Origin of the sequence: Cupriavidus sp. YR651 (assembly GCF_900101625.1) — a bacterium.
GTDB lineage: Bacteria > Pseudomonadota > Gammaproteobacteria > Burkholderiales > Burkholderiaceae > Cupriavidus.
Window position 1 is genome coordinate 719,907 of record NZ_FMYZ01000001.1, and the last position, 13,018, is coordinate 732,924.

General features: G+C 63.7%; 14 protein-coding genes and 1 tRNA gene. 8 read left to right on the top strand and 7 right to left on the bottom strand.

Going from position 1 to position 13,018, the window contains the following annotated elements; translation table 11 throughout:
* Nucleotides 1-59: 59 nt before the first annotated feature.
* Together pncB and BLR29_RS03215 are read right to left on the bottom strand one after the other, a co-directional pair.
* Nucleotides 60-1,238, bottom strand: coding sequence for a nicotinate phosphoribosyltransferase (gene pncB, locus BLR29_RS03210; RefSeq protein WP_092134548.1), 1,179 nt, complete (start codon nt 1,236-1,238; stop codon nt 60-62).
* A 69-nt stretch (nt 1,239-1,307) separates the two neighbouring features.
* On the bottom strand, nt 1,308-1,835 hold the full coding sequence (locus BLR29_RS03215; RefSeq protein WP_092134550.1) for a hypothetical protein: 528 nt from the start codon (nt 1,833-1,835) through the stop codon (nt 1,308-1,310).
* Between the two features lie 403 nt (nt 1,836-2,238).
* Between BLR29_RS03215 and fdxA the strand changes: the two genes are divergently transcribed.
* The 6 genes from fdxA (at nt 2,239) to rpsU (ending at nt 6,286) form a co-directional block, all read left to right on the top strand.
* Entirely contained in the window at nt 2,239-2,562 is a 324-nt protein-coding gene (gene fdxA / locus BLR29_RS03220) for a ferredoxin FdxA (RefSeq protein WP_092134551.1), read from the top strand.
* Nucleotides 2,563-2,636: 74 nt separating this feature from the next.
* On the top strand, nt 2,637-3,740 hold the full coding sequence (locus BLR29_RS03225) for an NAD(P)/FAD-dependent oxidoreductase (protein WP_092134553.1): 1,104 nt from the start codon (nt 2,637-2,639) through the stop codon (nt 3,738-3,740).
* A 240-nt stretch (nt 3,741-3,980) separates the two neighbouring features.
* Nucleotides 3,981-4,056 (top strand) — tRNA-Asn (locus BLR29_RS03230).
* A gap of 180 nt (nt 4,057-4,236) precedes the next feature.
* On the top strand, nt 4,237-5,076 hold the full coding sequence (locus BLR29_RS03235; protein WP_092134555.1) for an AraC family transcriptional regulator: 840 nt from the start codon (nt 4,237-4,239) through the stop codon (nt 5,074-5,076).
* Between the two features lie 25 nt (nt 5,077-5,101).
* Complete coding sequence (locus tag BLR29_RS03240) at nt 5,102-5,710, top strand: LysE family translocator (RefSeq protein WP_092134556.1); 609 nt, start codon at nt 5,102-5,104, stop codon at nt 5,708-5,710.
* Nucleotides 5,711-6,073: 363 nt separating this feature from the next.
* Complete coding sequence (gene rpsU / locus BLR29_RS03245; RefSeq protein WP_029044331.1) at nt 6,074-6,286, top strand: 30S ribosomal protein S21; 213 nt, start codon at nt 6,074-6,076, stop codon at nt 6,284-6,286.
* An 82-nt stretch (nt 6,287-6,368) separates the two neighbouring features.
* On the opposite strand, the gene BLR29_RS03250 is transcribed toward rpsU, so the two are convergent.
* Nucleotides 6,369-6,986, bottom strand: a complete 618-nt coding sequence (locus tag BLR29_RS03250; protein WP_092134558.1) for a LysE family translocator — start codon at nt 6,984-6,986, stop codon at nt 6,369-6,371.
* Between the two features lie 97 nt (nt 6,987-7,083).
* The gene (locus BLR29_RS03255; protein ID WP_092134559.1) at nt 7,084-7,614 is read right to left on the bottom strand and encodes a hotdog fold thioesterase; all 531 of its coding nucleotides are present in this window, start codon (nt 7,612-7,614) and stop codon (nt 7,084-7,086) included.
* 186 nt (nt 7,615-7,800) lie between these two features.
* Here BLR29_RS03255 and nodI point away from each other — a divergent pair, with 186 nt between their 5' ends.
* Nucleotides 7,801-8,694, top strand: a complete 894-nt coding sequence (gene nodI, locus BLR29_RS03260) for a nodulation factor ABC transporter ATP-binding protein NodI (protein WP_369804562.1) — start codon at nt 7,801-7,803, stop codon at nt 8,692-8,694.
* A gap of 1 nt (nt 8,695) precedes the next feature.
* Entirely contained in the window at nt 8,696-9,553 is an 858-nt protein-coding gene (locus BLR29_RS03265; protein WP_092134562.1) for an ABC transporter permease, read from the top strand.
* A gap of 69 nt (nt 9,554-9,622) precedes the next feature.
* Here BLR29_RS03265 and BLR29_RS03270 read toward each other — a convergent pair whose 3' ends face one another.
* The 3 genes from BLR29_RS03270 to BLR29_RS03280 all read right to left on the bottom strand — a co-directional run bounded on the left by BLR29_RS03270 (nt 9,623) and on the right by BLR29_RS03280 (nt 13,000).
* Nucleotides 9,623-10,831, bottom strand: a complete 1,209-nt coding sequence (locus BLR29_RS03270; RefSeq protein WP_092134564.1) for an O-succinylhomoserine sulfhydrylase — start codon at nt 10,829-10,831, stop codon at nt 9,623-9,625.
* A 38-nt stretch (nt 10,832-10,869) separates the two neighbouring features.
* Nucleotides 10,870-12,399 (bottom strand): amidophosphoribosyltransferase, encoded by a 1,530-nt coding sequence (gene purF / locus BLR29_RS03275; RefSeq protein ID WP_092134565.1) that lies wholly within the window; start codon nt 12,397-12,399, stop codon nt 10,870-10,872.
* Between the two features lie 103 nt (nt 12,400-12,502).
* Complete coding sequence (locus BLR29_RS03280; protein WP_092134567.1) at nt 12,503-13,000, bottom strand: CvpA family protein; 498 nt, start codon at nt 12,998-13,000, stop codon at nt 12,503-12,505.
* Nucleotides 13,001-13,018 lie beyond the last annotated feature (18 nt).

Below are 13,018 nucleotides of genomic sequence, written 5' to 3' on the forward strand. Positions count from 1 at the left end.
AGTCAGGATCCGGGACTGGCCGATTATAGGAGCGCGGACGGCGCCGGGCGTGAATCTTCCTAAGCCGATGGCTGAACCGTGAACACCTGGCGCAGGTAGGCCAGGTAGCCCGGATCGTCGCACATGGTTTTCTCCGGGGTATCCGACAGCTTGGCCACGGGCTGGCCATTGCAGCGCACCATCTTGATGACGATCTGCAACGGCGTGTAGCCGAGGTCGTTGGTCAGGTTGGTCCCGACGCCGAATGCCAGCTTGCAGCGGCCACGGAACCGCTCGTACAGTTCGATGACCTTCGGGATGCTCAGCGCGTCGCTGAAAATCAACGTCTTGCCGCGTGGATCGACGCGGTTGGCGGTGTAATGCGCCAGCATGCGTTCGCCCCATTCCAGCGGGTCGCCGGAGTCGTGCCGCACGCCATCGAACAGCTTGCAGAAGTAGAGATCGAAATCGCGCAGGAAGGCATCGAAACCGTAGGTATCGGACAGCGCGATACCCAGGTCCCCACGATATTCACGTGCCCAGTTCTCCAGCGCGTACACCTGCGAATCGCGCAGGCGCGGCCCTAACGCCTGGCAGGCCTGCAGGTACTCGTGCGCCATCGTGCCGAGCGGCGTCATGCCGTGCAGCCGCGCGAAGTGTACGTTGCTGCTGCCGGCCAGTTGCTGCCCGAGGATCCGGCGCGCGGTCAGCAGGACCTCCTCCTGCCAGTCGCGCGAGAAGCGACGGCGCGTGCCGTAGTCCGCGATCACGCAATCCGCATACGGCGCGGCCTTCAGCAGCGCGAGCTTGGCTTCCAGGCGCCTGCGGCCCTCGGCCAGGTCTGGCTCCGGCTGCGTCCGACGGAAATAGACTTCGTTGACGATGGCCAGCAGAGGCACCTCGAACAGGATCGTGTGCAGCCACGGCCCCCGGATCGTGATGTCGATCTCGCCGTTGCCCCCGGCAGACGGCGCGATCGAAACGTACTTCTCGTTCAGGTGGAACAGCGCGAGGAAGTCGACGAAATCGCTCTTGATAAAGCGCATTCCGCGCAGGTAGTCGAGCTCTTCCCCGGCGAAGCGCAACTGGCACAGGCGGGCCACCTCGGCACGGATCTCGTCGACATAAGGCGTGAGATCGACGCCGGCGTTGCGGCACTTGAAGCCATACTCGACCTGGGCTTGCGGAAAGTGGTGCAGCACCACCTGCATCATCGTGAACTTGTACAGGTCGGTGTCGAGCAGGGAGCGGATGATCATAACGAGGCCAGACGGCATGCCGGGGTCAGGCCGACATGCTAACCGAAAGTGATGTGGCGGCGCGGCGCATCAGCCACCGTCGAGATATCGCTGCGCTGGCTTCACCTGCCGCCCTTGCACGCACCATAGCGGCTTGCCCTGCGCGTCCTGGCAGGAAACCAGCGTGGCCCGGTCGCGCGGCACGGCAGCCGGAAGCGGATCGGCAAAATAGCCTGATGCCACGATGATGCGCTCCTGGTAGACCGGCCGTCCTGCGCGGTCGAAGCGCAGCACCTGGATCAGCGTGTTGGGCGGTGGCTGCAATGCCGGGTCGCACGGCAGGAAGCCCTCACGATTACAGTTGGCGAGCGCCTCGCCGGCCGGGGCACGGACCACGCTGAAGCTGTCCCAGTCGAACGCCGTCAGCGCAGAGAGCGTCACCGGCTGGTCCGTCCGCGCACGCCATGCCACCAGCCGGGAGACCACGCTGCCGGCCATCTCCCCCTGGGTCGGCGCGTTGGCCAGTCCCTGCGCGTCGGCAGGCGTCAACGCCGGCCAGAGCATGGCCGCGGCGGCGAGCAGGCAGGCGAGGTGGCGCTGGCGGGCGCATACCGGCATGGTGAATATCCTTGTTCGGCAAGGGCTTTTTCCCACGAAAACCATGGGAAAAAGCCCCGGGTGACACAGGGGAATAGTAGTCCCTCCGTGCCCCATCCGACACCCAAATCCCGCTCGGCACCCGCCCCAAACTGCCCTGCAGGCCCATTCCAGCGGGGTGCCGGCACAAAAGTACATAAAGAAATAAGAAAACTATCTGACCCGGCTATATAGACTGGCTATCCTTGCGGGAAGGCTCGGATACAATATCGGTCTTTGAAAGGCCACGGCCCCCGTTCGCCCCGACTTACCCCGATTGACATGCGCGTTGCGCGCGTGTCTGTCGGCCAGCCGGATGAGCGGCAGGCAAGAAGCGGCCTGAACAGTTTCCCATCAAAGACCGATCCGTTTTTCTGGAACCGAAATGACTCACGTTGTCACCGAATCCTGCATCCGTTGCCGCTACACCGACTGCGTTGATGTGTGTCCGGTCGATTGTTTCCGCGAAGGCCCGAACTTCCTGGCCATCGACCCCGACGAATGCATCGATTGCGCCGTGTGCGTCGCCGAATGCCCGGTGAACGCGATCTACGCCGAGGAAGACGTTCCGGGCGACCAGCAGCAGTTCATCGACCTGAACGCCGAGCTGGCCCGGACGTGGCCGTCCATCACCAAGACCAAGGCGCCGCTGGCCGAGGCCGAGGAATGGAAGGACGCCACTGACAAGCTGCAATACCTGCAGCGGTAAAACAAAAGAAAGCCGTCCCCGCGCTTTCCCGCAATGCCGGGCACATCGCGTGCCCACAACGTATCAGGACGAATATGGACTTGAGCATTCCAAATCCCGTGGCCGACGCGACCCAACAGGCCGGCGGGAACCCCGGCGGGCAGCCGCTGGAAATCGATGCGCTGATCGTGGGCGCAGGCCCCGTCGGCCTGTTCCAGGTCTTTGAACTGGGGCTGCTCGAAATCAAGGCGCACGTGATCGACTCGCTCAAGGTAGTGGGCGGCCAGTGCGTCGAGCTCTACCCGGACAAGCCTATCTACGACATCCCGGCGGTGCCCATCTGCACGGGCCAGGAACTGACCGATAACCTGCTCAAGCAGATCGAGCCGTTCGAGCCCACGTTCCACCTGGGCCAGGAAGTCGCCGTCGTGGAACGCCGCGAAGACGGCCGCTTCTTCGTCGAGACGTCCCTCGGAACGCGCTTCATCACGAAGACCATCTTCATCGCCGCTGGCGTGGGCTCGTTCCAGCCGCGCACGGTGAAGGTCGAAGGCATCGACAAGTTCGACGGCAAGCAGTTGTTCTACCGCGTGAAGGATCCGAGCCGCTTCCACGGCCGCAACCTGGTCATCGTCGGTGGCGGTGACTCGGCGCTGGACTGGACGCTGGACCTGGTCGGCAAGGCCGAGTCCGTGGTGATGATCCACCGCCGCGACGGCTTCCGTGCCGCGCCCGCCTCTGTCGCCAAGATGAAGGAACTGTGCGAACAGATGGAGATGCAGTTCATGGTGGGCCAGATCAGCGGCTACGAGGAACGCGACGGCCTGCTCACCGAGATCAAGGTTACCGGCGGTGACGGCGTGACGCGCCGACTGCCGCTGGACGACCTGCTGGTGTTCTTTGGCCTGTCGCCCAAGCTCGGCCCGATCGCCGAGTGGGGCCTCGAGCTCGAGCGCAAGCAGATCAAGGTGGATACGGAGAAGTTCGAAACGAACATCCCGGGCATCTTCGCCGTGGGCGACATCAACACCTACCCCGGCAAGAAGAAGCTGATCCTCTCGGGCTTCCACGAGTGTGCGCTGGCCGCTTTTGGCGCTGCGCCGTACATCTTCCCCGAGAAGAAGATCCACATGCAGTACACGACGACGTCGCCGAAACTGCACAAGATCCTCGGCGTGGATTCGCCGGTGTTCGACTGATCCGTCGACGCGAATACAAAAAGACCGCCTCCGGGCGGTTTTTTTGTTTGCACAAATCAAAAAGCTGGCTATAATGCGGCCTCGCTGCTGAACACGGCGCGAAGCAAACGGCGGAAACGCCCGCTGCAAGCCGATTCCAGGGCGACCCAGAGTTTTGGAAACGACTTCCAACGAAAATAAAACGTTGAAAAGTTGTTGACGAAACGAAGAGAAGCTGGTTATAATTTCTTTCTCAGCTGTTCCCCGATAGCTCAGTCGGTAGAGCGCCGGACTGTTAATCCGTAGGTCCCTGGTTCGAGCCCAGGTCGGGGAGCCAACCGATAGAAGAGGAAGGCCGATGCGAAAGCATCGGCCTTTTTCTTTTTCCGCTTTCCCTTTCGGCCCCCCCTTCCCTCGCTTAACCCCTCCCTGCACAAACGTTCCAGAAAATTCTCGCATCCATCGCTAGGATAGGGAAACCAGGCGCCACGCCCGCCACCACTCCCCCGGAAACGCAGTGAGCCCCCAAAGCTGGATCGATCTGAAGCAGGATGCCGAAACAGGCATCGAGACGATTCGCGCCCATTTCGTAGGCCACGCCTACGACCCGCACTGGCACGACAGCTACCTTGTCGGCTACACCGAACAGGGCATCCAGCAATTCCATTGTCGTCGCACCATCCACAGCAGCACGCCCGGCAAGGCGTTCACGCTCGAACCCGGCGAGATTCACGATGGCTATGCGATCGCACCGGATGGCTTCACCTATTCGATGCTCTATCTCGATGCGCAGTGGGTCGAGCGCGAACTGCGCGCATTGTTCGAGGAAGCCCCCGCGCATTGCCAACCAGGCTTCACGCAGACGCTAACCGAAAACCCGACCCTGATCGTCGCGATCCAGCGCGCGTTTTCCGTACTTCAGCAGCCGGAGCTGCGCATCGTCAGGCAGACAACCCTCGACACCCTGCTCGGCCAACTCACGACGCAACTGCATTGGCGCGCCCGGCAGGGGCTCGATCCCCGCCTGCCTCTGGTTGCCCAACGTGCGCGCGATTATCTCCACGACCATCTGGATCAGGACGTCGGACTCGACGACCTCGCCGCGGTCAGTGGCGTCGATCGCTTCCGCCTGACGCGCGCGTTCAAGGCCGCGTTCGGCATCGCCCCGCATGCGTACCTCGTGCAGTTGCGGCTCGCTCGGGCGCGCCATCTGCTTGCGCGGGGCGCGACCCCTGCCGACGTGGCCGTCGCACTTGGATTTGCCGATCAGAGCCACCTGGGCCGCTGGTTCCTCCGGGCCTATGGCCTGACACCGGCGCTCTACCGCAAGCGGTGCTCAAATCTTCCAGACGCGTGAAGGATGCGGCGGCAACAATGGCCTCATGCACCAGACCCTGCCGCTCCTCCCCTTCCTGCTGTTTGCGATCGTGGCATCGATCACACCCGGTCCGACCAACGTGCTCGTGCTCAGCAACAGTGCCCGGCATGGGGTGGCCGCCACAGTGCCGATCATCGTCGGCGCGTGCGGAGGTGCCGCATTGCTCGTGCTGACCGTCGGGATCGGCATTGGCGATACGCTGGCACACCATCCCGATGTGCAGCGCGCCATGTCATGGGCCGGCGTGCTATGGCTGACGTGGCTCGCGTGGCAGATCTTCAGCAGTCCGGCTGCCGGCGTCGAGATCGGCGCGGAAAGCAAGCGACCACTAGGCTTCGTTGGCGCGGCCGGCCTGCAGCTCGTCAATCCCAAGACATGGATGATGGCGCTCGCGGTCGTCAGCGTGTTTGCGGGCCATGGCGCCGCTCAGACGCGGAATGTGGTGCTGCTGTCGCTGATATTCTTTGTGGTGGCGATGCCATGCATGGGTGCGTGGGCCTTCCTCGGTGCAGGAGCCGCGCGCTTTATCCGATCGCCAAGGCTCATGAAGTGTTTCGACCGCCTCATGGCGCTGGTTCTGCTGGCCTCGGCATGGCTGAGCCTGCTGGGTTGAGCCAATGCCAGGAACACAATGCATTGGCGCACGATACGACGCTTTTTGCGGCAACAGAGGCAGCTTTCGCGCCTTTTGCTTGACTCCCGATTCGTATACCTGTAAAAGCTTACCGGCGTATCACTTGCGCAATATCCAAGGAAACAGGTAGTCGCCAAGTTTTTACTACGTAGGAAAATTTGGCCCATCACCCCTGACACTGGCAGTACGGACCTCGGTCTACGCTTCAGGTTCGCGGGGGCGCACCGCGGCATTCGCCGCAGCGTGCAATACCACCGTCGCAGAAGGCTCCGGAGCCCCAACGCGACGACGTTTCCCCCCGTATGAACCCGCCGCCCTCGCGGCATTCCCAAAAGGACTGAGTTGACTAAGATCGTTCTGAAACCGGGTGAACCCGTTGAAGTTGCAATGCGTCGTTTCCGTCGCGCCATTCTGCAGACTGGCCTGATCGTGGAACTGAAGAGCCGCACCGCCTACGAAAAGCCGACGACCGAGCGCAAGCGCAAGAAGAAGGCTGCCGAGTCGCGTCTGCGCAAGCGTCTGCGTATGCAAATGCTGCCGAAGAAGCTCTACTGATTCGCGCGCACTGCAACAAAAAAACCGCCAGCATGCTGGCGGTTTTTTTTCGTCCTCGCGGACCCGGTTGGCTGCGGCGCAATCAGCTGCGCGCCGCAATCAGGGCACCAGCGCCGATCAGGGTAATGCCACCGGCTCGCTGAACATTGGCCTGCGCGCGACGCGTGGTCAGGCGCGTCGCCAACGATCGCGCCAGCAGCGCATAGACCATGGCATTCGCGCTCGCCAGGACGACAAAGGTCGGGATCAGCACCGCCGCCTGCGGCCAGAACGCCAGTTTGGCGTCCAGGAACTGCGGCACGAAGGCTACAAAGAATACGATGCTCTTGGGGTTCAGCGCCGTCACCAGCCACGCCTTGATAAAGCGCTGACGCGCGCTACCGGACTGCGACGATACATCGAGCGCATTGGCACGACTGGCCGACCGCAGGGCCTGGATACCCAGATAGACCAGGTAGGCAGCACCGACCCATTTCAGGGCCGTGAAGAGCGCGGCGGAGGCCGCCAGCACGGCGCCCAGGCCGGCCATCGACAGCGTGAAGGCGGTGAGATCTCCGGCGGCCACGCCGGCTACCGTAGCGAAGGCGCTGCGGCCACGATGCGCCAGCGCGTCACCGATGACCAGCAGGATGGTGGGGCCGGGGATGATGAGAAGAACCAGGCTTGTCAGCGCAAAGGCCAGCCAGTGCTCGAACGACATGTTGCCTCCTTGGGAATTCTTGTCATGGATCTTGTTGAATGGGCCAGGCCCAGCGTGCAAGGCTAGTACGAAACCGCCCCGCGCGCTTGCCGCCCCATCAGGCCGGCAGTGGGAACAGCAAGCACGTGGTCGTCGCATAGGCATACAGCTTGCCTTGCACATCGACCAGGCGCCCTTCGGCGATGCCGATCTGGCTAGTCAGACTCACCACCTTGCCCTCCGCGCGAATAGGGCCGGTATGCGTAGTCAGCGGGCGGACGTAGTTCACCTTGAGCTCAAGCGTCGTATAACCCTTCCCCGCCGGCAGCATGGTGTGCACGGCGCAGCCAACGCAGGAATCCAGCAGCGTGGCCGCGTAGCCACCGTGGACGGTGCCCAGCGGGTTGTAGTGCTGCGGCCCCGGCGTTCCCTGGAAGACGAACCGGCCCGGCTCGTATTCCATCGGCACGAAATCGACGAGATCGCCGATGGGAATGCCCGGCAGCTTCCCCGAAAAGATATCGTCAAAAAACTCCGGCCCGGAGCGCGCACGCAGTTCGTCGCGCGTGATCAGCCCCGGTGGCGCCAGCCGTTCCCGCACCCGTTCCTCGGCGGCCTGCCACTGGGCCAGCACTTTTTCAACACTCATGATCCGATGTCTCCTGTGAAGGTTGCGCCGCGCACCATGGACTGGCATCGTCTTCGGACGCATCCCGGAAAGATACCTGCAACGGCTGATTCTTGCTGCATTGCGCCACCGGATGCCCCGCGCGATGACCGGCATAATGGCGGGATATCGCACTCACGAGGCCCCGCCTTGACTGCCATCCTGCAAATGCGCAATGTGCGCAAACTCTACGGAGACACCGTCGTCGTCGACAACCTCGACCTCGAAGTGCAACGCGGCCAGTGCTTCGGCCTGCTCGGTCCCAACGGGGCGGGCAAGACCACCACGCTGCGCATGCTGCTGGGGCTGACCACACCCGCATCGGGCACGTTGATGCTGTGCGGCGAGCCGATTCCCCAACGCGCGCCACAGGCCCGTATGCGCGTGGGCGTGGTGCCGCAATTCGACAACCTCGACCCAGATTTTTCCGTGATCGAGAACCTGCGTATCTTCGGCCGCTACTTTGGCCTGTCGTCGGCGGAAATCGCCCGACGGGTACCCAAGCTACTGGAGTTCGCACGGCTCGAAAATCGCGCCGATGCCCAGGTGCGTGATCTGTCCGGTGGCATGCGGCGGCGGCTGACCGTGGCGCGCGCGCTGATCAACGACCCGGATCTGCTGGTGATGGATGAACCCACCACGGGTCTGGACCCGCAGGCACGCCACCTGATCTGGGAGCGCCTGAAATCCCTGATGTCGGCCGGCAAGACCATCTTGCTCACCACGCACTTCATGGAAGAAGCCGAGCGCCTCTGCAACCACCTGTGCGTGATCGATGCCGGCCGCAAGATCGCGGAAGGCAAGCCACATGAACTGATCGACCGGGAAATCGGCTGTGACGTGGTGGAAGTCTATGGCGACGAACTCGAGCCGCTGCGCGCCAGCCTCACACCACTGGCCGAACGCACCGAAATGCGCGGCGAAACGCTGTTCTGCTACGTGCGCGACCCCGCCCCGCTGCTGAACGCCCTGAACGGGAAGGGCGGCGTGCGCTACCTGCACCGGCCTGCCAACCTGGAGGACGTGTTCCTCAAGCTGACCGGCCGCGACATGAGAGACTGACATGAGCGAACAAGATCCCCGCACACCGGAGGCAACGGCGACCGCCCGTCCGGCATCCGCCGCCCCGCCCCGCCAGCACTATCCCCAGCCGCTGCTCCCACGCAATGCGCGCAACTGGATGATGGTCTGGTACCGCAACTACATGGTCTGGAAGAAGCTGGCCATCCCGTCGATGATCGGCAACCTGGCCGACCCGATGATCTATCTCTTCGGCCTGGGGCTCGGGCTCGGGCTGCTGGTGGGCCAGGTGCATGGCGTGTCGTACATCGCCTTCCTGGCCGCCGGTACGACGGCTTCGAGCGTGATGATGTCGGCGAGCTTCGAGTCGATGTACTCCGCGTTCTCGCGCATGCATGTGCAGCGCACGTGGGAGGCCATCATGCACGCACCACTGACGCTGGGCGATGTGGTGCTGGGCGAGATCCTGTGGGCCGCCAGCAAGGCCGTGCTGTCGGGCGTGGCGATCATGCTCGTGGCCAGCGCGCTGGGCTACGCGCAGTTTCCCAGCGCGCTGGCGGCGTTGCCCGTGATCGTGCTGGCAGGCATCGCATTTGCCAGCCTGGCGATGATCGTGACGGCGCTCGCACCGAGCTACGATTTCTTCATGTTCTACCAGACGCTGGTGATGACGCCGATGCTGCTGCTCTCCGGCGTGTTCTTCCCGCTCGAGCAATTGCCCGAGGGCGCGCGGGCGGCGACCAGCGTGCTGCCGCTCGCCCACGCGGTGGCGCTGATTCGACCGTTGATGCTGGGCCGCCCCGTCGAGAACGCACCGCTGCACCTGGCGGTGCTGGCTGCGTATGCGATTGCGGCGCTGGTCATCGCGTTGGTGCTCTTGCGACGCCGATTGCTGCGCTGAGCGCTGGGTATGACAAAAAAGGGCAGCCGATCTGGCTGCCCTTCCTGTTTGACGATGTCCTCGCCGCTGTTAGCTTCCCAGCCCGCGCAGCAGATCCGCCTTCAGATCCACCACCGACTCCAGGCCTACCGCCAGGCGGATCAGCCCTTCGCTGATGCCGGCCGCCGCCTTGACTTCCGGCGCCACACGCCCGTGCGTGGTCGTGTACGGGTGGGTGATCGTCGTGCGCGTGTCGCCAAGATTGCCGGTAATCGAGCAGACCCTGGTGTTATCGATCACGCGCCAGGCATTGGCACGCTGCTGCTCGGGCGTGGCGCCCTTCAGCTCGAACGACACGACGGCGCCGCCGCCGCTCTGCTGGCGCTGTGCAATCTCGTACTGAGGATGCGATTTCAGCGCCGGGTGGAACACCCGGTTCACGGCCGGGTGCGACTCCAGGAACTCGGCAATCGCCAGCGCACTCTGCGAGTGGCGCTCCATGCGGATCGCCAGCGTCTCCATGCCCTTCAACATCACCCAGGCGTTGAACGCGGACAGCGTGGGGCCTGCCGTGCGCACGAACGGAAATACCTTGCCCATGATGAAGTCGTGCTTGCCCAGCACGGCGCCACCGAGCACGCGCCCCTGCCCATCGATATGCTTGGTGGCCGAATGCACGACCACATCGGCACCAAACCGGATCGGCTGTTGCAGCGCCGGCGAGCAGAAGCAATTGTCCACCACGAACAGTGCACCGGCATTGTGGGCGATGTCGGCAACGGCCGCGATGTCCGACACCTCGGTCAACGGGTTCGACGGCGTTTCCAGGAAGAACAGCTTCGTGTTCGGCTTCACCGCCGCGCGCCACGCGGACAGGTCGCCGCTGTCGACGTAGGTCGTCTCCACACCGAACTTGGCCAGGATGGTATTGAACAGCGTCATCGTCGAGCCGAAGATCGAACGCGAGCTGACCAGGTGGTCGCCGGCCTGCAGCGACGCCAGCGCCACCGACAGGATCGCGCTCATGCCCGATGCCGTGGCCATGCAGGCCTCGGCACCTTCCAGCGCGGCCAGGCGCGACTGGAACATCGACACCGTCGGATTGGTGAAGCGCGAGTAGGTGTAGCCCTCCTCCGAGTTCGCAAAGCGCTCTGCAGCCTCGGCGGCGCTGTTGAAGCAGAAGCTGGAGGTCAGGTACATCGCCTCCGAGTGCTCCATGAATTCGCCGGTACGCAGCGTGCCGGCGCGTACGCCGAGGGTATCGATGCCGAGGGAGTCAGGATTGAACGGTTCGCTCATGCTGCTTTGCTGCCCAGATATGAGGGTTGGTCTTGGTCTTACTCGTTGCCGCTCGAACGCTGCAGATGCAGCTGCGAGCGTTCCGTATCGCCGTTGGTGCCGTCGCGGTCCGCCTGGCTGCGGGCCGTTTCCAGTCGCAGCAGGTAGGCCTCGTCGATATCGCCCGTGACGTAGCGGCCATCGAAGCACGATGCATCGAAGTCACGCAGCGCCGGGTTGATGTCGCGCACGGCCTGCTTCATGGCTTCCACGTCCTGGTACACGAGCTTGTCGGCACCAATCATGCGTGCCACTTCCTCATCGGTGCGGCCATGGGCCACCAGCTCGCTGCGCGTGGGCATGTCGATGCCATACACGTTCGGGAACTTCACGGGCGGCGCGGCCGAGGCAAAGATCACCTTGTTGGCGCCGGCGTCGCGCGCCATCTGCACGATCTCGAACGACGTCGTGCCACGCACGATCGAATCATCCACGATCAGCACGTTCTTGCCCTTGAACTCCACGCCCATCGCGTTGAGCTTCTGGCGCACCGACTTCTTGCGCACGGCCTGGCCTGGCATGATGAAGGTGCGGCCCACGTAGCGGTTCTTGAAGAAGCCCTCGCGGTAGTCCACGCCCAGCGAGTTGGCCACTTGCATGGCGGCCGGACGGCTGGAATCGGGAATCGGCATGACCACGTCGATATCGCCACCGGACACTTCGCGGCGGATCTTCTCGGCCAGGTAGTCACCCATGCGCAGGCGCGCATCGTAGACGGGCACGCCGTCGATGCACGAATCCGGACGGGCCAGGTAGACGTATTCGAAGATGCAAGGCGTCAGCACGGGGTTCTCCGCGCACTGCTTGCTGTAGAGCTTGCCGTCGAGATCGACGAAGATCGCCTCGCCCGGGGCCACATCGCGGTCCATGCGGTAGCCGATGCCTTCCAGGGCCACGGATTCGGAAGCGATCAGGTATTCCTTGCCCGCCGGCGTGTCGACGCTGCCGATGCACAGCGGCCGGATGCCGAACGGATCGCGCACCGCCAGCAGGCCATAGCCGGCAATCTGCGCCGTGATGGCGTACGCACCCCTCACGCGGCGATGCATGCCGGCCACGGCCTTGAAGATGGTCTCAGGATCCAGCGCCTTGCCATTGCTGGCTCGCTGCAGCTCGTCGGCCAGCACGTTCAGCAGGACTTCGGTATCCGAATGCGTGTTGATGTGGCGGCGGTCGCGGCGGAACATTTCCTCGCGCAGCTGCTCCGAGTTGGTCAGGTTGCCGTTGTGGGCCAGGATGACGCCATACGGCGCGTTCACGTAGAACGGCTGGGCTTCTTCCTCGCTCGATGCGGAACCGGCCGTGGGATAGCGCACCTGGCCGATACCGGACGTGCCCGGCAGGCCGCGCATATTGCGGGTGCGGAACACATCGCGCACGAGGCCGTTGGCCTTGTGCATGTGGAAGGTGCTGCCGTTGGCCGTGGCGATGCCGGCTGCATCCTGTCCGCGGTGTTGCAACAGCAGCAGGCTGTCATAAATGAGTTGGTTGACAGGGCTGGTGGAAACCACGCCGACGATACCGCACATGCCGAACTCCCAGGAAAGGCGAATGATTCAGGGGCGCGGTCCCGTCTTGGGCGGACGGGACCCGCATTGTTACTGCCACGCGGGCGGGCCTGTCGGCCACGCCTCACGCTTTCACATACTTGGCCAGATCCGGCGGCAGCCAGTGCCGCAATTCGTTCATGGCCTGCAACACATAGGGGCGCGACACCGCGTCACGCCAGAATGGCTCCTCAGGCAGCTTCGTGAGGCCCGCCAGCACAACGACGAGCATCACGATCAGCACGCCGCGCGCGAGGCCGAAAAACAACCCGAGGCCGCGGTCCGCCGGCTTCAGGCCTGTGGTCTCCAGAAGCTGGCCCAGAATCGTGCCGGCCAGTGCCGCGACGATCCAGGTGCCGAAGAACACCACCAGGAACCCCAGCGCACTGCGCGTCAGTTGCCCCCCAGGCAGCGATTCAGGCATCCACTGCGCCGCCATGCCGCCGAAGTGATAGGCCAGCACGAAGGCCACCACCCAGCCGACCAGCGCCAGCACCTCGCGCACGAGGCCACGCAGGATGCCGATCAGGCCAGAGGCCACCACGATAAAGGCAACGCCGTAGTCGAAAAAAGTAAAAGCCATGCGTCTGGCGCGTGTCCC